At 66.8% G+C, this 23715-nt stretch carries 17 protein-coding genes and 1 other RNA gene; 4 read left to right on the forward strand and 14 right to left on the reverse strand.

Annotated elements, in window-relative coordinates; all coding sequences use genetic code 11:
• Positions 1-637: 637 nt before the first annotated feature.
• Both CU_RS06465 and thrC read right to left on the reverse strand, forming a co-directional pair.
• The gene (locus tag CU_RS06465; RefSeq protein ID WP_012360532.1) at positions 638-1630 is read right to left on the reverse strand and encodes a 2-dehydropantoate 2-reductase; all 993 of its coding nucleotides are present in this window, start codon (positions 1628-1630) and stop codon (positions 638-640) included.
• 345 nt (positions 1631-1975) lie between these two features.
• The gene (thrC, locus tag CU_RS06470) at positions 1976-3427 is read right to left on the reverse strand and encodes a threonine synthase (protein ID WP_012360533.1); all 1452 of its coding nucleotides are present in this window, start codon (positions 3425-3427) and stop codon (positions 1976-1978) included.
• Between the two features lie 68 nt (positions 3428-3495).
• On the opposite strand from thrC, the gene CU_RS06475 reads away from it, so the two are divergent.
• Positions 3496-5013, forward strand: coding sequence for a hypothetical protein (locus CU_RS06475; protein WP_012360534.1), 1518 nt, complete (start codon positions 3496-3498; stop codon positions 5011-5013).
• A gap of 197 nt (positions 5014-5210) precedes the next feature.
• On the opposite strand, the gene CU_RS06480 is transcribed toward CU_RS06475, so the two are convergent.
• From CU_RS06480 to CU_RS06510, 7 genes are all read right to left on the reverse strand, one after another.
• The gene (locus CU_RS06480) at positions 5211-5957 is read right to left on the reverse strand and encodes an AAA family ATPase (RefSeq protein WP_012360535.1); all 747 of its coding nucleotides are present in this window, start codon (positions 5955-5957) and stop codon (positions 5211-5213) included.
• Positions 5958-6049: 92 nt separating this feature from the next.
• Entirely contained in the window at positions 6050-6874 is an 825-nt protein-coding gene (locus CU_RS06485) for a fructosamine kinase family protein (protein WP_012360536.1), read from the reverse strand.
• Between the two features lie 54 nt (positions 6875-6928).
• Positions 6929-7474, reverse strand: coding sequence for a VanZ family protein (locus CU_RS06490; protein ID WP_012360537.1), 546 nt, complete (start codon positions 7472-7474; stop codon positions 6929-6931).
• 23 nt (positions 7475-7497) lie between these two features.
• Positions 7498-8772, reverse strand: coding sequence for an MFS transporter (locus tag CU_RS06495; RefSeq protein ID WP_231837622.1), 1275 nt, complete (start codon positions 8770-8772; stop codon positions 7498-7500).
• A gap of 3 nt (positions 8773-8775) precedes the next feature.
• A complete protein-coding gene (locus CU_RS06500) occupies positions 8776-10032 on the reverse strand; it encodes a dicarboxylate/amino acid:cation symporter (RefSeq protein WP_012360539.1) in 1257 nt (418 codons plus the stop codon).
• Positions 10033-10205: 173 nt separating this feature from the next.
• Positions 10206-13862, reverse strand: a complete 3657-nt coding sequence (locus CU_RS06505; RefSeq protein ID WP_012360540.1) for a bifunctional [glutamine synthetase] adenylyltransferase/[glutamine synthetase]-adenylyl-L-tyrosine phosphorylase — start codon at positions 13860-13862, stop codon at positions 10206-10208.
• A gap of 124 nt (positions 13863-13986) precedes the next feature.
• On the reverse strand, positions 13987-15327 hold the full coding sequence (locus CU_RS06510) for a glutamine synthetase family protein (RefSeq protein WP_012360541.1): 1341 nt from the start codon (positions 15325-15327) through the stop codon (positions 13987-13989).
• Positions 15328-15388: 61 nt separating this feature from the next.
• On the opposite strand from CU_RS06510, the gene panB reads away from it, so the two are divergent.
• A complete protein-coding gene (gene panB / locus CU_RS06515) occupies positions 15389-16225 on the forward strand; it encodes a 3-methyl-2-oxobutanoate hydroxymethyltransferase (protein ID WP_012360542.1) in 837 nt (278 codons plus the stop codon).
• A 154-nt stretch (positions 16226-16379) separates the two neighbouring features.
• Here panB and CU_RS06520 read toward each other — a convergent pair whose 3' ends face one another.
• From CU_RS06520 to CU_RS06535, 5 genes are all read right to left on the reverse strand, one after another.
• Entirely contained in the window at positions 16380-18842 is a 2463-nt protein-coding gene (locus CU_RS06520) for an HAD-IC family P-type ATPase (RefSeq protein ID WP_012360543.1), read from the reverse strand.
• A gap of 22 nt (positions 18843-18864) precedes the next feature.
• Positions 18865-19056, reverse strand: coding sequence for an SPOR domain-containing protein (locus CU_RS06525; protein WP_012360544.1), 192 nt, complete (start codon positions 19054-19056; stop codon positions 18865-18867).
• A gap of 57 nt (positions 19057-19113) precedes the next feature.
• Positions 19114-19572: RNase P RNA component class A (rnpB, locus tag CU_RS10225), an RNA gene on the reverse strand.
• A 28-nt stretch (positions 19573-19600) separates the two neighbouring features.
• A complete protein-coding gene (locus CU_RS06530) occupies positions 19601-20920 on the reverse strand; it encodes a bifunctional RNase H/acid phosphatase (protein WP_231837623.1) in 1320 nt (439 codons plus the stop codon).
• 90 nt (positions 20921-21010) lie between these two features.
• On the reverse strand, positions 21011-22204 hold the full coding sequence (locus CU_RS06535; protein WP_012360546.1) for a Nif3-like dinuclear metal center hexameric protein: 1194 nt from the start codon (positions 22202-22204) through the stop codon (positions 21011-21013).
• 237 nt (positions 22205-22441) lie between these two features.
• On the opposite strand from CU_RS06535, the gene CU_RS06540 reads away from it, so the two are divergent.
• Together CU_RS06540 and CU_RS06545 are read left to right on the forward strand one after the other, a co-directional pair.
• Positions 22442-23095, forward strand: a complete 654-nt coding sequence (locus CU_RS06540; protein ID WP_012360547.1) for an HAD hydrolase-like protein — start codon at positions 22442-22444, stop codon at positions 23093-23095.
• Positions 23096-23180: 85 nt separating this feature from the next.
• Positions 23181-23705 carry a low molecular weight protein-tyrosine-phosphatase gene (locus tag CU_RS06545; RefSeq protein WP_012360548.1) on the forward strand — a complete coding sequence of 175 codons (525 nt, stop codon included), beginning with the start codon at positions 23181-23183 and terminating at the stop codon, positions 23703-23705.
• Positions 23706-23715 lie beyond the last annotated feature (10 nt).

Genomic DNA, 23715 nt, shown 5'->3' on the forward strand with positions numbered 1-23715 from the left:
CCCGCCTGCCGCCAGGCCGTTGACCTGCACCCCCGCGGCGCCATAGCCCGCCACCTGAGCCCCGGCACCCCCCGCAACCTGCGCCCCGTCACCCCTATGGCCCCCCGCTCGGCCCTCCCCTGCACGTTTTGGGCCGTGGAATGTCAGCAAACGCGCAAAAAGTGACACGCCACGGCCCAAAACCAGGTTTGCTGCCCCTAGCTTGTGCGTGCTGAGGGCCAGGGCACAGCCCGCGACCCCCCCCACGTGCGTTTTGCAGAGTTGAGTGTCGCTTTTTGGCCGATTTCCGGCATCAAACTCTGCAAAACATGAGGAAGGAGGAAACACACTCTGCAAAACCCCAGAAGGACGGGAGCGCACTCTACAAAACATCAATGATCGGGCATGCTGATTCCTCTCCCCGGCCCGTTTTGGGCCGTGGAGTGTCAAAAAGCGCGCAAAAAGTGACACGCCACGGCCCAAAACCAGGTTCGCGGCCCCTAGCTTGTGCGTGCTGAGGGCCAGGGCACAGCCCGCGCCCCCCCACGTGCGTTTTGCAGAGTTGAGTGTCGCTTTTTGGCCGATTTCCGGCATCAAACTCTGCAAAACATGAGGAAGGGGGAAACAAACTCTGCAAAACGCGAATGGTGGGGCAGGCCTAGCCCTGGCGGCCCTCGGCCTGCGCCTTGATCTGCCCCTCCAGCGCGCCCTGCATCATGTCGTGCAGCGGCGTCGGCACACCAACGCGGGCAGCCATGCGCCGCACCGCGCCCACCTGCGCATCCAGCTCATTCGGCAGCCCATCACGGATATCGCGCTGCATCGAGCTGGTCGCGGAATCCGGCTGCTTATCAGTGAGCGCCATCGTCTTGGCCACGATGTCCTCCGGCAGCCCCACGCCGTGCGCCCGCGCGGCCGCCTCGTACTCCCGCATCAGCCCCTCCAGCGTGTTGCGCAGCCCCGGCTTCCCCTCAGCCCCCTCCTCGCGCAGGTACCCGAGCGGCTGGTGGGCCAGCGCGCCCAACGCACCCGTCGGCGTGACGAACATGGCCTTGGACCAGATCTCCACGAAGATGTCATCCCAGACCTCGGACTTGAACCCCGCCGCGACCAGCGCCTCGCTGAGCTCGCAGGCCACCCGGTACGCGTGGCTATCCTGCGCGCGGTCGAAGGTACCGATGTTCAGCACCTTCATCCCCGGCAGGAACTGCGCGGTCGCCGGCCCCTTGTGCACGAAGTAGCCGCGCACGATGCCCGGGATCACGTTCTGCTCGCCGTACTGCTCCGCCACCAGCTGCGGAACCTCCACCGAGTTGTGCAGGGTCACGATCGGCACCTGCTTGCCGTCGGCGGTCTTGATTCCGGAGACGTCCGGGAAGGAGTCGTTGCCGGGCAGGGACTTCGTCGCATTGATAATGACGTCCAGCCCGCCCATCGTCTCCGCAAGTTCCTCGAAGCTTTCTGCCGCGGCGACGTTGGAGACCACCGAGGTCTCCTCGTTGTCATCGATGAGCGTTACACCCGTGGTGCGCAGCGCCTCGAGGGTCTCGTTGCGGGCGACGAAGCCAACCTCCTGGCCCGTCTCGGCCATGCGGCCACCATAGTATGCGCCCAGCGCACCGGCACCCAGAAAACCAATCTTCAAAGCCACGCCTCCTCAAGGCTCGCGAAAACAATTGCGAGCCCCACCATACGTCGGCGGTATGACGAGTGGCGCGGGCGGGCTAGACCCCGCCGCCGAGCGAGCCACACAGCCCGGCCAAGCCCCTCGCTCCAAGCCCGGCCTTGGGCTCTACTTCCCAGCCCCAGCCTGGACACCCCACGCCCAGCTCGGCCACCCCCGCAGCCAGCCCGACCTAGGGCTGTACCCCCGGCCAGGCCCCTCACCCTGCGCGGCAACCAGCCCGGACAACCCCGCCCCCAACGAGGCACACAGCCGGGCCAGCCCCCTAGCCCCCAAGTAGGGCCCCATGCCCAGCCCGGCCAGGCCAGTTCCCTAGTTCTCGACTTCCTTGGTCTCCGCGATGGAGTCCAGGATGTACTGCTTCACGCGCTCAGCGTCGTTCGGCAGGTCAACCACGTGGCGGTCAGCGTCCATAATCCCGGCGAAGCGCTCCGGAACCTCAGGGACCTCCCCGATGGCCTCCTCGATGGTCTCCGCGAACTTCACCGGCAGCGCCGTCTCCAGGACCACGATCGGGCCCTCAACCTGGTCACGCCACTGCTGCGCGGCCTTCACACCATCGGCGGTGTGCGGGTCGATGATCACGCCCAGGCGCTCGTGCAGATCCCGAATCGTCGCCACGCGATCCGCATGCGAAGAGGTACCGGACGCGAAACCGTACGTCGCCGCTGCCTCCGGGAACGCCGGTTCGTCGGCCAGGGAGAACCCGCCCTCGCGCACCTTCACACCGAACAGGTCCGCCACCCGATCGGCGTCCCGACCCAGCAGGTCGAAAACGAAACGCTCGAAGTTCGAGGCACGGGAAATATCCATCGAAGGGCTGGAGGTCTTCAGCGTCTCCGCGGAGCTGCGCACCCGGTACTCGCCGGTGCGGAAGAACTCATCCAGCACGTCGTTTTCATTCGTCGCGACGATCAACCGCTCGATCGGCAGGCCCATCTGCTTGGCGATGTGGCCTGCGCAGATGTCGCCGAAATTGCCGGTCGGCACGGAGAAGCTGATCTTCTGATCATTCGACTCCGTCAGCTTCAGCCAGGAGGAGATGTAGTACACGACCTGGGCCATCAGGCGCGCCCAGTTGATGGAGTTCACCGCACCGATGCGGTTATCCCGCTTGAAATCCGCATCCGCGGACACGGCCTTGACCACGTCCTGGCAGTCATCGAAGACCCCGTCCAGGGCGATGTTGAAGATATTCGGATCATCCAGGCCGAACATCTGCGCCTGCTGGAAGGGCGTCATGCGCCCGGCCGGGGTCAGCATGAACACGCGGATCCCCTGGCGGCCACGCATGGCGTACTCCGCCGCCGAACCCGTGTCACCGCTGGTCGCGCCCAGGATGTTCAGGGTCTCGCCGCGGCGGGCCAGCTCGTACTCAAACAGCTCGCCGAGCAGCTGCATGGCCATGTCCTTAAAAGCAGCCGTCGGTCCCTCCGAGAGGTGGCCCAGGTACATGCCGTCCTCGAGCTCCGTGACGGGGACGATCTCCTCGTGCGCGAAAGCCTTCGTCGTATACGCCCGGGCCGTGATGGCCTCCAGGTCCTCGGCCGGGATGTCGTCCACAAAAATCTTCAGCACCTCGGCAGCCAGCGCGGCATAGCCCTTCTCCGCGAGCAGCTCGCGCCACTCGGTGAGGGTCTCGTCGCTCAGCTGCGGGTATTCGGCGGGCAGGTAGAGGCCGCCGTCCGGGGCCAGGCCGCCCAGCAGGATGTCCGAGAACTTGGCGGGGGTACGGGAAGAATCACGAGTCGAAAAGTAGTCCACGTCTCAACATCCTAGAGCACGGTCCCGACATCGGGTGAGACCAGCCGGAACAGGCTAGACTAACCTGCGTGAAACAGCCCCAGCCCACCCCCCGACGCGAATCCTTGCGGGAGACGTCTGCGTCCAACGTGGCGTCCTCCAGCACTTCAGCGACCACCGGGGCGGTGTCCGATGGGGCGGCGTCCGATACGGCAACGTCGGGAGGGACGACGTCCGGAACGACGACGTCGCGACCAGCCACGGTGGAACGTTCGGCGACGGTGGGGCGTTCGGTTACGGCGTCCCGCCCGGCGCGGCCGATCTCACAGTCCCCCATTGCGGTGTGGGTCTGTTGGCTGCTGGCCAATATTTTCCAGCTGTGGATCGTGGTGACCTACCGCTGGGGCACCGAGGACCTCAGCTACTACCGCAACGGCAGCCTGCTCTCCGGCCCGTTCGGAGAGCACATCGTCGGCATCGGCGGCAGCCCCACCCCGTTGAGTGAATATCCGGACGTCGGCGTGTGGCCCATCCGCGCGGTCAAGGCCATCGCGGACGTGCTGGTACCTGGCAGCGAGCGGGGGTTCTTCCTGATCTTCGCTCTCGCCTGTTGCCTGCTCGGGGCGCTGTTCACGGGGTATCTGCTGCGTCTGGGGCGGTTCCTCGGGGCGTGGACCTGGGTCGGCGTGAGCTTCGCTATCGGGCCGATCCTGCTGACCCGGCTGGATCTGATCCCCGGGCTCGCGGTCGGTGTGGGGGTGGCCGTGGTGGTCTCCCACCCGCGAGTCGCTGGTGCGTTGCTGGCCTTCGCCACCGCCTCCAAGCTGTGGCCCGGGGTGCTGGCGGTTGCTCTCGTGGACCGCTGGAATGCGCGTGGCATGTGGCAGCGGCTGGGCTTCTTCGCCCTCACACTCGCGGTGTTGGTGGGGATCACCACCGCCACCGAGGGCTTCGAGCGCGTCATCAGCCCGCTGACTTATCAGGACGTCCGCGGCCTCCAGGTGGAGTCCGTCGCCGCGACACCGTTTACCTTCCTCTCGGCCTTCGACGACCGCTGGGAGATCAACCTCTCCTCCTCCAAGAGCTACGAGGTCTCCGGCCCCGGGGTGGAGCTGGCGATGCACGCCGCCACCGCCGTCATGGCGCTGACCCTGCTGCTGGGCGTGTACATCGCGCTGCGGCACTTCCTCCGCGGCGGATGGAACACCGAACGCGCCCTGGCTGCGGCAACGATGCTCGTGGCCCTGCTGCTGCTCGGTAATAAGGTGTTCTCCCCGCAGTACGTGCTGTGGCTTGCACCCCTGATCTGCCTGGCCATACCTGCAAGGATCGGACGGCACGGGGTTCGCGGCGAGGGTGCCCGGTGGCGGGGCGTGCTGCTAGACACCAGCGAGGGCGCTCCCCTGGTACTCGGGGTGCTCACCGTGATCATCGCGGGTCTAAGCTTCCTGGTCTTCCCCATCTCCTATGGCTGGCTGGTCTCCTCCGGCCCGGCGGGAATCCCGGCGAGCATCCTCGTGGTACGCAACCTGCTGTGCATCCTCGTGGCGGTCATCGCCGTGCGCTGGTGGCTCCGGGTTTCCCGTCTCGGCGCGCAGGTCGTGTAAGCCTCAGCCTTCCACACTGAAGACACGGCGTCGGCGTTCCCCGGCGCGCGGGCTGTATTTGGTGCGGCTTGGGCGCGTGTCGGCGAGACTACGGCGTTCCCCGGCGCACGGGCTGCGTAAGCCCGGGGAAAAATCACACCGACCCGGCATGCCCAGCAGGACGCCAGCGGGTGACGTCCCTCAAAAAGAAGAAGGACTTACTCCCCCAGCAGGAAGCCCACGGTCCCGTGGGGATCCGCGAAGAACTCCGAGAGCGCGGTGAAGGCCTCAGTGTGCTCCAGCGCGGTGGTGCGGATACCGTGGTCGCCGATCTCGTAGATCGTGGTGCCGGGGAAGGCCATGAGGATCGGCGAATGCGTGGCGATCACAAACTGCGCCCCCTGGCGGACCTCCTCGGCGATCTGGGCGAGCAGCGTCATCTGACGGATCGTCGACAGGCCAGCCTCGGGCTCGTCGAGCAGGTACAGCCCGGCACCGTCGATGTACTCGTGAAAGATGTCGAAGATCGACTCGCCGTGGGAGCGGGCGGTGATGTCCCAGTCCATGCCCAGGCGGTTTCGGCCCGCGGCCTCCATCGGCGACTGGTTGTGCAGCACCTGGGTCAGGTGGCTCTCCGCGCGCAGGAAATAGCCCCGGAGCAGCGGCTGCGAAAGGTCCGCGACGAGGTCGTCCACCAGCGGCGACTCGGTGCCCGTGCTCGCCTGTTTGAACGGGTCGTCCAGGCGGCCCCCGGTGGCCCCGAAGCCCAGCTTCAAAGCAAGCGCTTCTAAGAGCGTGGACTTTCCCACTCCATTTTCCCCAGAGAGCACGGTCACCGGCGAAGAAAACTCCAGCCGGCCACGCTCACGAAGATCAGCGACGACCGGCATCTGGTGCACCCAGAAGCTGGGCTCGCGCAGCACGTGGCGCAGCCGGATAGACCGCAGCGGGAGCGTGGATCTCATGGGACTCAGCTTAGTAGGAAGCGGGCGGCGGCTAGAACGCGCGGTAACAATCACAAGCCCGGCTAGTTCACGCTAGCCGCAACAGGCGGCGACTAGAGCGCCAGGCTGCGGTGCACCGCCGTCATAGCCTGGCTCACATAGGAACCACCGAACACCGCGACGTGCAGGAAGAGCAGATGCAGCTGGTGCAGCGGCACGCGCTGCCGCCACGACGAATCCCAGCCCGCGGCCTCCTGGTACGCCCCCAGGATGCGCTCCTGATGCGCGATGCCGAACAGCTGCAGGGCCGCCAGGTCCGTCTCCGGGTGCCCGCCGTGGGCGGCCGGGTCGATGAGTACTGCGCCCTCGGGGCTCCACAGGACGTTGCCCGCCCACAGGTCGCCGTGGCAGCGGGCCGGGGTCTGGGAACCAGGGACGTCCAACTCCCCGTCGCGCAGGCGCTCCAGCAGCGCGCGGACGGCCTGCTGGTCCTCGCCCGACAGACCACCCCAGGCGGGCTCGATCAGGGGCTCCAAAAGGTTCGCGTAGAACTCGCCCCAGCTCTCCCGCCGCCCCAACGGCAGCGGCAGCAGGTGCTCGTTCGGGCCCTGGTAGCCCGTCCCCTCCCAGGGCTCGCCCGCGGCATTCACCGGGCCGGCACCGAAACACGGGGCGCCTGCGGCGTGCGTGGCAGCCAGCTCCCGGCCAAAGGCCTCCGCGGCCTCCGGGGTGGGGCGGGTCTCCTGCACCCGCTCCAGGACGATCGTGTCCGGGGTGCGCTCCACGACGCCGACCACCCGGGCGCCCTGAGCGGCACCGGGCCCGTCACCGTCCAACGCAGCGGGCCCGCCGCCGTCCCGGGCGGCAGCCAGCCACTCCAACCCGGCGGCCTCCCACGCGCCGGTGCGTCCCGGATTGTGCTTGGTGAACGTGCTCATCGAATCACTCCCTGACTCACTGCCCTTTAAGGGTGTTATGCGTGCTCGAGGCCGCTATCCGACGACCTTTTCCGGATCCCCCAAGCGGTCGCCCAGCCCCACCAATACCGCGAAGACCACCCCGAGTGCCAGCGCCAGCCACACCCACACCTTGTGCCAACGCGGCCCCATCTTCACCGCAAAATACGCGCCCAGGAACGCGCCCAGCGTGTTGCACCACCAGTCGTCCACCGAAGTACGCCCCACCGAGAACACGTACTGGCAGACCTCGATGCCCAGGCTCAGCAGGGCCGCGATCCACACGGCGCGCCACACGGGCCGGTTCACCCCGAAAAACACCACGACCAGCAACATGCCAAGGGGCACGAAGAAGGCCACGTTGCCCACGTAGTCGAAAACCACCCCGAAGATCGTCGGAGACTCCCTGACCAGCTGAAAAGGCACCAACAGGAGCTCGCGCACCCGCTGATTCTCCGGCTTCCACAGCAGACCGATCTGGTAGAAGCTCTTCCCCACCGTCAGAGCGAGGACGACGGCCACGTAGGCGCCCAGTGCGGTCCACTGCAGCGCGCGGGCTGGCCGGGAAGAATCGTGGGACATGGTGCGAGACATACCACCGAAGCCTAGCGACGCGGCCGGGTGGCCACCACCCCAACCAGACCCAGCGCCCACACGCCGAGCACCACGAACCAGCCGAAGCGGAACTCCGCCCACGTGTACTCCCCGTTCGGCGCCGCCAACGTCAGGTACACCCCCATCGCCTGATTCGCGGCCATCCCGGCCAGCCAACCGCCCATGTTCGCCAGCCCCGTCGCGGTGGCCACGAACTCACGCCGGCACTCCTCGCGCACCGAATCGAAACCGATATTCGCCAGCGGCGAGACCACCCCCATCACCACGTTCATTACAAACGCCGCAGCGGCCGTCCGTGGTTCCGGGGAGATGAAGAACAGCAGCCACGCGGCCGCACCCAGCGACGTCCCCACCACGATGGCCTTCCACCGCGACCGTCCCAACCGGGCGGAGAGGAAGCCCACCAGCACCCCGCAGATCGCCATCGCGAGCGTGGAGGCGGAAATCGCCCACCCGGCGGTGGCCTTATCCATGCCCATGCCCAGCGTCATGATCGGCATGCCCCACAGCAGGGTGAACACCACCAGCAGGGACAGCCCCGACCAGTGGATGAAGAAGCCGTGCCAGGCGGTGCGGTTAGCCAGCGCGTACTTCACCGCCACCATCGGCGAGGGGCCAGGTCCGTCTTCTGGTTTTTCGACGCCGCCGCGCCGGCCTTCGGCAAGCTCCCCCGGGGTATCCCACACGACGGCAAAGGCCACGATCCCTACGAGCAACCCCACCGCGGACAGGGACACGAAACCGATGCTCCAGCCCGCGGAGCCAACCAGCGCGAGGAAGGGAACCGCAGAGAGGAACTGCCCCAACTGCCCCACCGCACCGGTGGCCTGGCCGAACAGTGGTGCGGTGCGCAGCGGGAACCAGGCGGGGATAATCCGCATGACGGACAGGAACGCGGTGGCGTCGCCCGCCCCAACCAGCACGCGGGCAAGCACAGCAACCGGGAAGCTCGTCGTCAACGCCAACAGCACCTGGCCCACAGCCATCAGCACCGCACCGTAAAGCATCATCTTCCGCGGCCCCAGCCGGTCCACCAGCAGACCCGCGGGGATCTGGGCGAAGGCGTAGGTCGCCAGCTGCACAGTGGTGAACACCGCCAGCTGCCCGGCGTTGATCTGGAACTGGTCGAGGGCGTCCACGCTGACCACGCCCAGGGAGGTGCGCCCAAGCACCGCCATGACGTAGACGAAAACACCCGTAACCCAAATTCCCACCGCCCGTGGGGTCACGGTGGTGGGAATGGGGCTGTTGGCTTCAGACGTCACGGTTTACGCGTCGCGCTCCTCATTCTCAGCAGCTGCCGCAGCGCCAACCTGCAACTCCGGATCGTCCTCCGGAACCTCGATGCCCTTGACGCGGGAAGCCAGGCCCTGGACCACGCGGCCCACGGCCATATCGCCGGTGACGTTCGCGGCGGTGCCGAAGGAATCCTGCGCCAGGTACAGGGCGATCATCAGGGTCAGCATCGGCTGGTCGAAGCCCAGCATGGACTCCAGCACGCCCAGCGCGGTCATCACCGCACCACCCGGAGCACCCGGGGCGGCGACCATCATGATGCCCAGCACCAGGATGACCGGGATCATCTGGCCGAAGGAGATCATCTCACCGTGCGCCAGGGACCACACGGCCATGGAGCAGGCGGTGATGGTGATGATGGAGCCAGAGAGGTGAATATTCGCGTTCAGCGGGATCAGGAAGTCCGCGAAGCGTGGGTGCAGGCCCGCGCTCTTCGCCGAACGCAGGGTGACCGGGATGGACGCCGCGGAGGATTGGGTGCCCAGCGCGGTGACGTAGGCCGGCAGCATCGTGCGCAGCATCGTGAACGGGTTCTTGCTGGAGACCGCACCAGCGATGCAGTACTGGAAGACCAGCATGCCCCAGTGCAGGACCAGCACCATGATGAAGACCTTCGCGAAGACCGCGAGGATGTTCGCAACCACACCGGCGTAGGTCAGGTTGCCGAACACGCCCATCACGTGGAACGGCAGCAGCGGGATAACCACGGAGCTCAGCAGGCGCTCGATGATCTGGCGGAAATCATCCGTCAGCTGGTACATCGTGCGGTCGGTCAGGCGAGTCATGCCCAGGCCGACGACGAAGGCGAGGATCAGCGCGGTCATGACGTCCATCACCGGCGGGATCTCGATGTTCGTATACGCCGCGACGAGGGCGTCCTCCGGGTTATCGGTCTCCATCAGGCCCTGGGCGCCGTCCAGCAGGAAGCGGAACAGGCCGAAGGAGGTCAGCAGCGCCAGCAGGCCGGCAATGACCGTCGACGAGTAAGCAACGCCCAGGGACAGGCCGAGCAGCTTGCCCGCGCCGCGACCCAGGGAGCCAATGCCCGGAGCGATGAAGCCAAAGATGATCAGCGGGATCACGAAGCTCAGGAAGGTGCCGAAGATCTGGTTAAAGGTGGCGAACGCGCGGATCGGCCACTCGGCATCCGCGGAGCGGCAGATCGCGCCGACCACGATGCCGATCACGATGCCCGCGATCAGTCTGACAATAAGGGGGATCCGGTTCACGAATACTCCTGCTGGTTTATGGGAGGGAAACGCCCGGGTAATGGGCAGGATCAGGGCATAGTTTAGGTTTCCATCCCCCAGATGGGTTAATTGACGGTGAACAATCCGGCACATCAGGGCGCCCGGCATCCCCCGAAGTAGGTAATCAGGGGGTGCTCGGGGTTACACCGGGGCTACAGCCGTGGCCTGCGCCCGCGGAAGGCCCGCACCACCTCGTCGCGGCGGTCGGCCGCCCAATCGCGGTCCAGCATGTCGGCGTTGAGAACCTTGTCCAGTTCGACCTGGTCGCCAATGCCGAAGGCGCGGGAGTCCTCGGGGTGGTGGTCCGCACCCCAGTCCAGCTGGTCCATGTGGTCGAACTCGCTGCCCTCGGCGTCCTCGACGATGTCCTCACCCCAGAACACCCGGTCGACGACCGTGCGCGCCCGGCGCGTCTTCTTCAGATAGTCGTCCAGGAACTCCTGGGACTCCTCGATGGGCCAACCAGCCGCCGCGGCGACTTGCGCCAGCGGCTTGCCAGAGGCCGGCAGCTGATCCTTCCGCTTGCCGCGGACCAGCGCGAGTGCATTGCGGGCCTTCGTGGCGGTGATCCACGCCTCCCGCATCGTCAGCGCGTCGGCCTCGCTGATCAGCTCCTCGGCTGCCATCTCCTTCAGCACGCCCAGGGTGGAGGTGTTGCGCAGATGCTCCTTATCGCAGTGCTGCATCGTGAGCAGCTGGGCGGTCCACTCCACATCCGTGAGCCCGCCGCGGCCGAGCTTGGTGTGCAGGTTCTTATCCGCGCCCTTCGGCAGGCGCTCGGAGTCCACGCGCGCCTTCATGCGGCGAACCTCGCTGACCTGCTTGGCCGTTGCCCCACCCGCCGGATAGCGGAACTGATCGATCATCCGCAGGAAGCGCATGCCAAGGTTCTTATCGCCGGCGATCCAGGTCGCGCGCAGCAGCGCCTGCAGCTCCCAGGTCTCGCCCCACTCGGCGTAGTAGCGCTCGTAGCTGGCCAGGGTTCGCACCAGCGCCCCGTTGCGCCCTTCCGGGCGCAGGTTGCTGTCCACCTCCAGCGGCGGGTCCTGCGAGGGCTTGCCCAGGCGGCGGCGCACGGATTCACAGATCGTGATCGCCCACTTCAGCGGGTCCACCGCCTCGACCCCACTGCCCGCAGCATCACTGCCCGCAACGTCGCTGCCCGTAGCGTCACTATCCACAGCGTCAGCACCGCTCCCCTGCGTCTCCGCGCCGCTGTTGTCCACTCCCGTCTTCTCGACGTCGACGTCGTCCTTCCCGCCCACGGCAGCCTCGGCACCGTCGCCTTCTTGGGCGACCGACGCAACCGACCCAACCGGCTCGGCGACAAACATGACGTCCGCGTCCGAACCATAGCCCAGCTCCGCCCCACCCAAGCGGCCCATCCCGATCACCGAGATCGTGGCCGGGGCGTTGGTTTGGTGTTCATCCTCCCAGGCCCGGATCTCCGTCTGCAAGGCCGCCTCCAGCACCGCATCCCAGACCCAGGACAGAGACTCGCACACCTCCTCCACGCTCATCAGGCCCAGCAGATCGGCGGCCGCGATGCGGGAGAGCTCCGCCCGGCGCAGCGCGCGGGCCACGCCGATCGCCTTATCCGGATCCCGTTGCCGGCTCGCCGCAGCCACCAAGGAGTGGGTCACCACCGCGGGCTCCTGGTCCAGCAGCTTCGGCCCCTTCGCCCCATCCGAGAGCAGCTTGACCGAATCAATGGAATTCAGCAGCAGGTCCGCCAGGAAGGGCGAGGTCCCCAGCAGGAACATCAGGCGCTTGCCCACGATGTTCTCGTCGCGCAGCAGGCGCAAGAACCAGGAGCGATCCATCGCCGCCTCCGAGAGCTTCCGGTACGCCAGCAACCCGGCATCCGGGTCAACCGTCGCGGACAGCCACTCCAGCAGGCTGGGCAGAATAATCGCCTGCAGTTTGTGCTTGCGGGTCGTGCCGTCGGCCAGTGCGCGCAGGTGCTCGAAGGCACGCTGTGGGCTTTCGTAACCCAACGCAGCCAGCTGGCGCTTCGCCGCCTCCGGGGACAGGCGGACGGCGTCGGCGTCCATCCCGACCACAGAGGACAGCAGCGGCCGATAGAACAGCTTCCGGTGCAGGTTCTGGATCTGCAGCGCGGACTGGCGAACATCCAACTCCAGCTGCTCCACCAAGGAACGCTGAGCCCCCGAGGAATCCCTGGAGCGCACACGGCCAGAAGTTTTGGCCAGCCAGCGGCGCTCCTGAATGTCATCCTCCTCCGGCAGGGTATGGGTCCGCTTCAGCCGGTGCAGCTGCAGGCGGTGCTCCAGCAGACGCATGAACTCGTAGCAACGGATCAGCACCTGACCGTCCTCGCGGCCCACATAGCCGCCGTCCACGAGCTGGCGCAGGGCCGAGACCGTGGCTGGGACGCGCAGGTTCTCATCGGTGCGGCCGTGGACGAGCTGCAGGAGCTGGACGGCGAACTCCACATCGCGGAGGCCTCCCTCCCCGAGCTTCAGCTCCCGCTCGCGGAGGTCTGCGGGCACATTCTCGATGACGCGGCGACGCATGGCCTGCACGTCCGGGACGAAGTCCTCCCGCTCCGCCGCGGACCACACCATCGGGGAGATGGCCTCGCAGTAGTCCCTACCGAGTTCCAGATCCCCACTCATCGGGCGGGCCTTCAGCAGTGCCTGGAACTCCCAGGTCTTCGCCCAGCGCCGGTAGTAGTTCACGTGGGAATCCAGGGTGCGCACCAACGCACCGCGCTTGCCCTCCGGGCGCAGTGCTGCATCGACCTCGAAGAACACGCGGCTGCCGATGTTGATGAACTCACCCGCCCAACGCATCGCGCGGGCGTCCGCAGGTTCGGCGACGAAGATGACGTCCACGTCCGAGATGTAGTTCAGTTCCTGGGCGCCGCACTTGCCCATCGCCAGCACCGCCAGCCGGGCGGGCTGCTTCTCGTTCTCCGCCCCCGGCTTGCCGTAGACCATGCTGCAGGCCACCGCCAGCGCCGCGGTCAGCCCCGCGTCCGCCGCATCCGTCAGTGCCAGGGATAGGGCCTCGAATCCCAGGGGCTTCGGCGGGGTGTGGCCGCGCTCCACCATCGTGGACGCCAGGTCGATGGCCGCCACCCTGGCCAGCAGATTGCGGTAGGCCACCATCAGCGCCGAGTCCGCTTCGCTGCCGGTGATCGCCGCCTTGAAGGTCAGCTCCCCGGCACCCTCGACCGGCGTGGCCCCCACTGCGGCGAGCATCGCGTCCATCATCTCCTGGCGGCTGGGCATCGGGGCGGCCAGATCCACCCAGGTGCCGGGGTTGGCCACCACGTGATCACCAAGCGCGGTACTGGCCCCGAGCACGGCGAAGATGCGGCGCCGGAAGTTGGGGTTCTCCTCCACCGCCGCGAGCAGGGTGTCGGCCTTCGCATCCGTGAACTGGGCGACTTGGCCCACCGGCACGGCCACCGCAGGGTCCACCTGGGAGCCGTCGGCCTGCGCTGCGTCCTGCTGGGGTGTGCTGCTCCCCTGCTGCCCCGCATCTGCCCCGGCCTGGGCAGCCGCTGCGGCGGCCATGGACTCCGGATGCGCCGCGCCGGGCGCTGGCAGGCCGCCGTCCTCCTCCGCCGCCCGCAGAGCGTCGACCAGGCGCACGAAATTATTCAGCGCCAGATCCGAGCTACCAGCGGCCGCGAGCGTCCACAACAGGGAGGTGTGCTCCGGTCCGGTCCAGCCCAGCATCTCCAGGTCCTCCACCGCACGCTCGCGGCGCAGACCCAACACCCGCGGGGACGGGACGTCGGAACGGGAGGAGCGGGGAAGCCCCTGCGACCTAGTCATAGAACACTCACTTCTTTAAGAAAACGTCGATGGTGGCGGGCTGTGCGCGGACTTGTCAGTCTCACCGTGGAACCGGAAGGCTTTCGCCGTGTTGCCAGGACAGAGCCGGCGACACGCTTCGGACCTAGAACTCCAGGTGATGGCGCAGCTCCCACGGGGAAATCTGGGACTGGTAGGCATGCCATTCCTGCCACTTATTGCGCAGGAAGAACTCGAAGACATGCTCGCCGAGTGCTTCGGCCACCATCTCCGAACGCTCCATCTTCCGCAGCGCATAATCCAGGTCCGTCGGCAGATCCCTAAAGCCAGCGGCGATGCGCTCCCGGCGCGTCATCAGGGATACATCCTCTTCCGCCGGGGCAGGCAGCTCGTAGCCCTCGCGGATGCCCTTCAGGCCCGCGGCCAACATCACCGCATAGCCCAGGTAGGGATTCATCGCAGAGTCCGGGGAGCGGATCTCCACCCGGCGTGTGGCCGCCTTGTGCTGCGTGTACATCGGGATACGCACCATCGCCGAGCGGTTGGACGCACCCCAGCTCGCTGCACGCGGTGCTTCCTCGCCATAGGAGAGGCGCTTATAGGAGTTCACCCACTGATTCGTCACCGCGGTGAACTCCGGGGCGTGCTCCAGGATGCCCGCGATGAAGCTCTTCGCGGTGGCAGAGAGCCGGAATTCATCGTCCGGGTCGTGGAAGGCGTTATCCTCCCCCTCGAACAGGGAGATGTGGGTGTGCATCGCGCTGCCCGGATACTGGCTAAAGGGCTTGGGCATGAAGGTCGCCCGCACCCCATTGCGCCGCGCGACCTGCTTGATCAGGTAGCGGAAGGTCATCACGTGATCCGCCATCGTCAGCGCGTCCGCGAAGCGCAGGTCGATCTCCTGCTGGCCAGGACCGTTCTCATGGTGGGAGAACTCCACCGGGATGCCCATCCGCTCCAGGGAGTTAATCGCCTCGGCCCTAAAGTTCGGCGCATTATCCGTCACCGCCTGGTCGAAATAACCACCATTATCGGCGGGCACCGGCGGCTGGCCGTCGGTATCGATGGACTTCACCAGGAAGAACTCGATCTCGGGGTGGACGTTGCAGCTAAAACCGTCCTCGGCCGCCTTCGCCAGCTGGCGGCGCAGCACCTGGCGTGGGTCCGCCCACGAGGGCTGCCCATCCGGCATCGTGATGTCGCAGAACATGCGGGCGGAGAGGTAGCCGTCCTGCTCCCCACCGAAGGGCAGGATCTGGAAAGTCGAAGGATCCGGCTGGGCGATCGTGTCCGCCTCGAAGGCCCGCGAGAACCCCTCGATGGCGGAACCGTCGAATCCGATGCCCTCCGCGAACGCCCCCTCCAGCTCGGCTGGGGCCACGGCTACGGACTTCAGGTAACCCTGAATATCGGTGAACCAGAGGCGGACGAAGCGGATATCGCGTTCTTCAAGGGTACGGAGGACGAATTCCTGTTGGCTGCTCATAGTCCCCCATCTTAGGCACTAGCCCGGACACGCCCAGGGTGCTTCTGGCACAATCACATTCATGGCTCGACAGGATTCCCCACGTGGGTACATGGTTCCCACCAAGCAAGTTCGCATCTCCGACCTCACAGCGCGCAAAGCCAGCGGCGAGAAATGGGCGATGCTCACCGCATATGACTACTCCACCGCCGCCGCCTTCGCCGAGGCCGGAGTGGAGTGCCTCCTGGTCGGCGACTCCGCGGCCAATGTGGTCTTCGGCTACGACCAGACTCAGCAGGTCAGCCTGGAGGAAATGATCTTCCTCGCCGCCGGCGTGGTCCGCGGCGCCGGCAATGCGCTCGTCATCGCCGACCTGCCTTTCGGCACCTACGAGGCCTCCGATGAGCAGTGCGTGAAGAGCGCTGCGGAGATGATGCGCCGTTCCGGTGCCGCGATGATCAAGATCGAGGGTGGCCGCCGCATGGCGCCCCGTATCAAGGCGCTGACCGAGGCCGGCATCCCGGTCTGCGCGCACATCGGCTTCACCCCGCAGTCCGTCAACCAGCTCTCCGGCTTCAAGGTCCAGGGCCGCGGGGATTCCGCCGCCCAGCTGCTGGACGACATGGCCGCCGTCACCGAGGCGGGCGCCGAGATGGTCGTGCTGGAGATGGTGCCCGCGGACGTCGCGAAGCAGGCCACCGAGCAGTTCCCCATCCCCACCATCGGCATCGGCGCAGGCCCGGACACCGACGCCCAGGTGCTGGTCTGGCACGACATGGTCGCCCTGCCAGAACATGGTCACCGCCCGAAGTTCGCCAAGCAGTGGGCCCAGGTCGGCGCGTCCCTGACGGATGCCGCCGCCTCCTATAAGCGCGAGGTCGCCGAGGGCACCTTCCCCGCCGAGGAGCACTGCTTCTAGCTACTCACTCTCCCGTTTAGGACGTCGCCACCTGGGCCAGCCACGGCCCCGGCAGGCGGCGTTTTTACGTTGCCCAGTCCCCGACCAGGGCAGAGATCCCACACTGCCCACCCGGATCAGTCAGCGCCGATGTGAAGCGAGGCTCGCGACGTCCTTAATCCTGGTGGAGGAGGAAACGGCGGGCCAGGAACTGGGAGAACTCGATCACCACGGCGCCACATAGCCCCACCACCGCGCCGGTGATCATCAGGCGAGTGTTGCCGATATCCAGCAGCACGATCTCGCGGATCGGGGCGATCAGGAAGAGCACCAGGTAGCCGCCGATGCAGCCGAACCACAGCGCCCACTTCCACGTTTTCATCGGGCGGGCCACGATGTTCAGCACCCACAGCCCCATGATGATCAGCGCCAGCAGCACCGCCGTGCCCGCCTGCCGCTGCTCGGTCACGCTCGCCCCATCACCTGGGTAGATCACGAGCCACATGATCACCGAGCCCAGGCCCACGATCGCCCCGCCCGGGATCGCCAGGGACAGCACGCGGCGGACGAAACCATCCTTCGGGCGCTCCGTATTCGGCGCCAGGGAGAGGATGAACGCGGGGATGCCGATGGTGAACCAGCCCGTGATCGTCACGTGGATCGGCTGGAAAGGGAAGGTCACGCCCGCCACCGCCACGACCATCGCCAGCACCACGGAGTAGACGGTCTTCGTGAGGAAGAGGTTCGCCACCCGCTCGATATTGCCGATCACCCGGCGCCCCTCGGCGATGACGTGCGGCATCGAGGAGAAGCGGTCATTGAGCAGCACCAACTGTGCCACGCTGCGGGTAGCGGCGGAGCCGGAGCCCATCGCCACACCGATGTCGGCCTTCTTCAGCGCCAACACGTCGTTGACGCCGTCGCCGGTCATCGCGACGGTGCGGCCGTGGGCGTGGAGGGCCTCGACCATCGCCTGCTTCTGCTCGGGCTTCACACGGCCGAAGACCTCGGAATCCAGAACGGCCTGCTCCATGTCCTCCGGCGCGATCTCGCGGGCGTCGATGGAGCTCAGCTGCTCGCCGGTGGCCTCCTTCGCAACCGCGGCGACGGAGCCAGGGTTATCGCCGGAGATGATCTTGACGTCCACGCCTTCGTGCTCGAAGTAGGCCAGCGTCTCGGCCACATCGGGGCGCAGCTTCTGCCGCAGGACGATCAGCACCGGGTCGCCGAGCTCAGGGGTGGTGACGTTCGCGCCGTCCTCGTCCGGGTCTTCGACCTCGTCCAGCGCGCGGCCGAAGGCCAGGACGCGGCGCCCATCGGCCTCCTCCTTCGCCGCGACGTTGGCGGCCGGGGTGCCCTGATCCAGGAGGACGTCGGGAGCTCCCAGCACGAAGGTCGGGCCATCCGTCACGCGGAAGCCGGAGAATTTATAGGCCGAGGAGAACGGGATCTCGCTGCCCTCGAAGGCGTGGGGCTGGGAGGAGTCGGCGGCCTCGGAGCCCTCCTCCTCGGCGGCGCGCTCGGCCCACTCGTCGAGCCCCTGGACGATCGCCTCGGCCGTGTTATTCAGATCTGACTGGGAGGCGAAGAGGCGGCGCAGGTCGCGCAAGGTCTCCGTACTGGCCTCGTCCCCGTCCTCGTCGACAACCGCCTCCAGCTCCATCTCGTTGCTGGTCAGCGTGCCGGTCTTGTCCGTGCACATCGTGTCCACGCGGGCCAGTCCCTCGATGGCGACCAGCTCGTTGACCAGGGCCTTGTACTTGCCCAGGCGCACGATGCCCACCGCGAAGGCGATGGAGGTCATCAGCACCAGGCCCTCGGGCACCATCGGCACCAGTGCCGCGGCCATGGAGAGGATCGACTCCCGGATCGGGGCGTCCGTACGGGTCAGCTGCGTGAAAATGGTGAGCAGGCCGGTGGGGATCAGCAGCCAGGTAATCACCCGCAGGATGGAGTTGATGCCGCTCATCAGCACCGAATCGGTCAGCGAGAAGTCGCTGGCCTCGGCAGCCAGGCGGGCGGCGTAGGACTCCCCGCCTACCTTCTCGGCGCGGAAGACCCCGCTGCCGTGCTTGACGAAGGACCCGGAGAGCAGCTCGTCGCCGGGGTTGTGCCGCACCGGGTCGGCCTCCCCGGTGAGCTGGGACTCGTCCATGGACAGCGAGCCGGACAGCAGCGGACCGTCGACCACGATCTCGTCGCCGGAACCGACGCGGATCAAATCCCCCTCGACGATCTCGCTTTGGGCGACCTCTTTCTCCTCGCCGTCGCGGATGACGCGGGGCCGGGACTCGGAGAGGATCTTGAGATTCTCCAGGGTCCGTTTCGCGCGGAGCTCCTGGATGATGCCCACCGCGGAGTTCGCGATAATCAACAGGCCGAAGGCGGCGTTGATCCAGGAACCCGTGGCCAACACGATCACGCACAGCACACCCAGCATCGCGTTGATGCGTGTGAAGACGTTCGCGCGGATGATCTCCCAGGTCGTACGCCCCGTGGTGCGGGTGGCCTTGTTGGTTCTTCCCGCCCGGGTGCGTTCCTCGACCTCGGCTGTGGTGAGTCCGCTCAGGTCCGGTTTTTCTGCGGTGCCGTGCTTGGTGCTGCCGTGCTCGCTGGTGCTGTGTTCGGTGCTGCTCATGAACTATGCGGAAAGCCGGGGCTTAGTCCTCGTTATCCCAGTCGTCCTGCTCGTCATAAGCATCGGCGGCCTCGGTGCGCTGCTGCGCGGTGCTGAGAGCCTGGCGGGCAGCCTCTTCGGAGTCATAGGGGCCCATGCGGGTATCCCAGCCGCTGGACTTACCCTTGGTGACCTCACCGGTCTTGGTGTCGAAGTACCACTTTTCTTCTGCCATGGGTTTCACCCATCCTTTCGGGTTGATACTTCCCACCAGTGTAGATGCAAAGTGTGAGTGTCGAGGCGGCCTCTAAGCCGGATTCTGTCTGATGCCACCCACGAGGGGTGGCACGAGGTGACCATCCATCTGGACGCACCATTGCTGGGCGCCTCAAGCAGTCCACCTGTCCTTCATCGGGCGAGCAGCCCTCAGACAACGCCGCCCGCCCCGCCCTGCGACGGGCGGGGCCGTGCGGCTCCTTGACCTTGCTCCCAGTGGGGTTTACCTAGCCGCGACAGTCGCCTGCCACGCTGGTGCGCTCTTACCGCACCCTTTCACCCTCACCCGCCGCACACCGCGAAAAACGGTGGGCGGGCGGTCTACTTTCTGTTGCACTTGCCCGCAGGTCACCCTGGGTTGCCGTTAGCAACCACTGTGCTCTGTGGAGTCCGGACTTTCCTCGACACGGGGCCTGACCCGCCGGCATAACACCGGCCGGTGGTTCCACCGCGCCGCAGCCACCCGGCCGCCTCGACAAGCCTTAAGTCTAACCCCCAGGCCGCTAGCCGAGGTAATGAGATTCGTTGACCAAGCGGACCACGCCCGCCCCGTTCGGCAGGAAATCCGCGACCGAGAGGCTGGCCACGTCCAGGTGCAGGCTGCGGTAGATCTCCCCGCCGGTGCCTAGCGCCCGACGCAGCACCGACTTGATCGGCATCATGTGGGTGACCACCAGCACCGTCTTGCCCGGATACTCGGCGATCACGCGATCCACGAACTCGGACACCCTCCGGTAGACCTGCTCCGGGGACTCCCCGCCGTGGGGCGCGGCCGTGGCGTAGTTGAAGCACTCCCGGTGAGCCTCCGGGTGGTCCGCCTGGATCTCGACGAAGCGGCGGCCCTCCCAGGCGCCGAAGTCCATCTCGATGATGGCCTCGTCCGTCGTGATCGCGTCCTTGCCCATGCCCAACGCCTCAGCGGCGGCCCGTGCGGTCTCCTGACAGCGGCCCAACGGCGAGCTCAGGATGACGTCGACGTCGCCGCGCTCGCTGATGTGGCGGGCGGCGTGCGCGATCTGCTTCTTGCCCAGGTCGGTGAGCTCCGGGTTACCGCGGCCGGAGTATTTGCCGTCGCGGTTGAGCTCGGTCTGGCCGTGGCGCAGCAGAAGGAGGGTCGTCGGCTCGGTCTTGCCCATCCACGCGGTGGGTGAGACCCCAGCAGGCTGAGGCTCCTCGTCCTCGCGTTGCGTTTCTGCCGTGTTTTTCTTTGCGGTGGTTGTCGCCGCGGTGTTTGTTTGTGCGGGCTCCTCCCGCTTGGCTCCGGCAGCGGCATCCTCCGCGGGTTGGTCGAGGTCGAAGAGCATGTCCGCGCCCTCCGCATCGCCGGCCGGCGATGCGGCGGCAGCAGACCCGGCCGCAACCAGCTCCTCGTCGATCCACTGGCCGCCCTCGCGCTCATCCATCGCACGGTTGGCCAGCTCATCGGCGCGTGCATTCTGGGCACGCGGCACCCAGGTGTAGCTCACCTGCGCGAGTTGACCCTCGATGCGCTTGACCTCCTGGGCCAATGGCTTCATGTCCGGGTGCTTGATCTTCCACCGGCCGGACATCTGCTCCACAACGAGCTTGGAGTCCATGCGCACATCCACGCTTAAGCTCCCCGGCTTCACGCCCTGTTGCTCGGCGATCTCCACCGCCAAGTTCAGGCCGTTGATCAGCCCCTGGTATTCGGCGACGTTATTGGTGGCGTGCTTGATGAACTGCCACACACAGCCGACCTCCGCCCCCGCGGCGTCCTTCACCGACGAGCCGGTACCCGCCGGCCCCGGATTGCCGCGCGAACCGCCATCGCATTCCACGCTCAAGCGCATGTTGCCTCCCATATCTTCCGCTGCCTTGCCTTTTCTACTCCACCACTAACCTTGAGCCGCTACTCACCGCCGCACCGCTGATACGCGGGGCGCGCCAGTCTCCTAACGGCGTTGCTCGAAGCCACCCGTGCTGGCCTCGTGCAGCGTCCACGGGTCCGTGCGTTGCTCCAGCACCTCGGTATCCACGCCCAGCTTCTGGCCCACCAGTGCGGCCGCCGCCGCGCACCACGGGTACTCGCTGGCCCAGTGTGCGGTATCGATCACCGGGCAGCCCCCGGCGCGCAGGTGCTCGTCCACCGGGTGGTGGCGCAGATCGGAGGTGACGAAGCAGTCCACGTCCATGCGCGCGATCGTGCCCAGGAAGCTATCGCCCGCCCCGCTGGCCACCGCGACCGTGCGGATCATCTTCTCCGGGTCGCCGGCCGCGCGGACTCCCCACACCGTCGACGGCAGCCGGTCGGCCACCCGCTGGGTGAACTGGCGCAGCGTCATCGGTTCGTCGAGCTCGCCGACCCGGCCGATGCCCAAGCCGTGCTCCCCCAGGTCCCCGGCGTGGCTCTCCACCACGTCATAGGCAACCTCCTCGTAGGGGTGGGCGCGCAGCAGAGCCGCCCGCACCTTCTCCCGCAGGTGGCCCGGCGCGATGAATTCGACGCGCAGCTCGTCCACCCGCTCCAGCTCGCCGCGGGACCCGATGTGTGGGTTCGCCGCATCGCCTGGGCGGAACTGCCCGTTGACGCGGAATTCGAAGGAGGCCTCCGAATAGTCCCCGTCCACGCCCGCGCCGGCGTCGAAAATTGCCTGCTTCACTGCCTCCGCGGAATCGACCGGGACCGTGAAGCCCCACTTGTCGATCGGGTTCGGGATCGGGCGCAGCGGGCGACCCGCGCGCACCCCGAGCAGCTCCGCCAACACATCGTTGACACCAGGGCGCGCCGAATCGGCGTTCGTGTGCGCGGCGAAGAGGGCGACCCGGTTGCGGATCAGCTTGTGCACGATCCGGCCCTTCGGGTGATCCGCCGGCACCCCGGTGGCCCCGCGCAGCAGCAGCGGGTGGTGGACCACCAGCATGTCCGCGCCCGATTCGATCGCAGCATCCACGACCTCGTCGGTGCAGTCCAGCGCGAAGGCCACCTTGGCCACGGGCTCGGCGCGGTCTCCGCAGATCAGACCAACCGCGTCCCAGGACTCCGCCAGTTTCGGCGGGTAGGCCTCCTCCAGGCAGGCGACAACCTGGCCCACCGTCAGCTGCGCAGCATCCGAGGTGGTCTGGGGGGTACTCGCGGTGGTCGTCACGCGGGATCACGCTCCTTGGTGGCTTGAGTGACCCGGGCCGGGCGGCCCGGAATTGTTTTCCACTGTATCCCGTCCGAACCCCCGCTGTATCCGGTCTGCTCCCCCACCCGATCCACCCACCGCCCCACCGCGCCGGGACATTCTCCCACCGCTCGCCCCGCACCAGGAACACCGAGCTGGCACAGCGGTCACGCTGCGATGGCACAGTGACCACACTGCAATGGCACAGTGGAGGGCATGAGAAAGATCCTGCTTATCGACGTCGACGGCACCCTCATCGACTCCTACCCCGGCATCCGCGCCTCCTTCATCCACGCACTGAGCACCCACGGGTACGCCATCCCGGACGAGGATTTCCTCCACGGGCTGCCCGGTCCCCCGATGCGGGACTCCATCGCCGCTGCGGGCGTCCCTGCCGAGCAGGTCGAGACGGTCATGGCCGATTACAGCAAGCACCAGTCCAGCGGCGGCTGGCTGGATTCCGCCCTCTTCCCCGGCATCCCGGATCTCCTGACCGAGTGGCGGGAGGCGGGCCACATCCTGGCCACCGCGACGTCCAAGTCCTACACCGGTGCCCTTCGTGCCCTGACGCACTTCGGGCTGCTGGAGTACTTCGACTACCTCGGAACCGCCGAAGATGACGGCGGACCGCGACAGCACAAGGAGGACGTCGTCGCCTACGTCATGGGACTCATCAACGCCGAACACGAAACGGAGCCCTCCCAGTTCCTGATGATCGGCGACCGCAAACACGACGCACAGGGAGCAAAGAGCCAGGGGATAGATTGCGTGCTGGTGAACTGGGGTTATGGTAGTCAGCAAGAGTTGGCCCAGGTCCCCCTGATTGCCAACACCCCGGAAGAGCTCAAAAGCATCGTTGAGCAGCGCTGAAGCTCGTGACACGCGCGGCGAGAATCCGCCGCCATGAACCTGCTGAGCGAGCAGCTCCACGAACCGAGAAGCACCAAAGGAAGCTATGCCTGACCCTGACGCGCCCCACCCGTTGTCCCTGATCACCGTCGTGTGCACCGGCAACATCTGCCGTTCCCCGATGGGAGAAATCATGCTGGCGGACGCGCTGGCGAAGAGCGGCGACCCCCGCCTGCAGAACGTCACCGTGAATTCCTGCGGCCTGGGCGATTGGCATGTCGGGGACGGCGCGGACCCGCGGGCAGTCAAGCAGCTGGCCGATCAGGGCTACGATGGTGCCGAGCACGTCGCTGCGACCTTCGGGCCGGAACACGAGGCCGCGGATATCTTCCTCGCGATGGATAAGGGGCATGTCACGGGTCTGAAGCGCCAGGGGGTGGATCCGCACAAGATCCACCTCTACCGGGCCTTCGATCCCGCGAGCGTGACCGTGGATCGCCCGCACCCCGAAGTCGCGGACCCCTACTACGGCACCGAAGCAGACTTCGCGAGCGCCGCCGAGGAAATCGAGGCCGCCGTGCCGGGCATCATCGAGTTCATCGAGTCGATCCTCGACGAGCAGGAGAACTAGCGGGGCTTCA

The organism is Corynebacterium urealyticum DSM 7109, assembly GCF_000069945.1.
GTDB classification, from domain to species: domain Bacteria; phylum Actinomycetota; class Actinomycetes; order Mycobacteriales; family Mycobacteriaceae; genus Corynebacterium; species Corynebacterium urealyticum.

Bases quoted from the DNA above. Each gene is read 5' to 3' on its own strand.
- CU_RS06480 (WP_012360535.1), bottom strand. From the start codon at position 5,957: ATGAGATCCACGCTCCCGCTGCGGTCTATCCGGCTGCGCCACGTGCTG.
- CU_RS06485 (WP_012360536.1), bottom strand. From the start codon at position 6,874: ATGAGCACGTTCACCAAGCACAATCCGGGACGCACCGGCGCGTGGGAG.
- CU_RS06490 (WP_012360537.1), bottom strand. From the start codon at position 7,474: ATGTCCCACGATTCTTCCCGGCCAGCCCGCGCGCTGCAGTGGACCGCA.
- CU_RS06505 (WP_012360540.1), bottom strand. From the start codon at position 13,862: ATGACTAGGTCGCAGGGGCTTCCCCGCTCCTCCCGTTCCGACGTCCCG.
- CU_RS06510 (WP_012360541.1), bottom strand. From the start codon at position 15,327: ATGAGCAGCCAACAGGAATTCGTCCTCCGTACCCTTGAAGAACGCGAT.
- panB (WP_012360542.1), top strand. From the start codon at position 15,389: ATGGCTCGACAGGATTCCCCACGTGGGTACATGGTTCCCACCAAGCAA.
- CU_RS06520 (WP_012360543.1), bottom strand. From the start codon at position 18,842: ATGAGCAGCACCGAACACAGCACCAGCGAGCACGGCAGCACCAAGCAC.
- CU_RS06525 (WP_012360544.1), bottom strand. From the start codon at position 19,056: ATGGCAGAAGAAAAGTGGTACTTCGACACCAAGACCGGTGAGGTCACC.
- CU_RS06530 (WP_231837623.1), bottom strand. From the start codon at position 20,920: ATGGGAGGCAACATGCGCTTGAGCGTGGAATGCGATGGCGGTTCGCGC.
- CU_RS06540 (WP_012360547.1), top strand. From the start codon at position 22,442: ATGAGAAAGATCCTGCTTATCGACGTCGACGGCACCCTCATCGACTCC.
- CU_RS06545 (WP_012360548.1), top strand. From the start codon at position 23,181: ATGCCTGACCCTGACGCGCCCCACCCGTTGTCCCTGATCACCGTCGTG.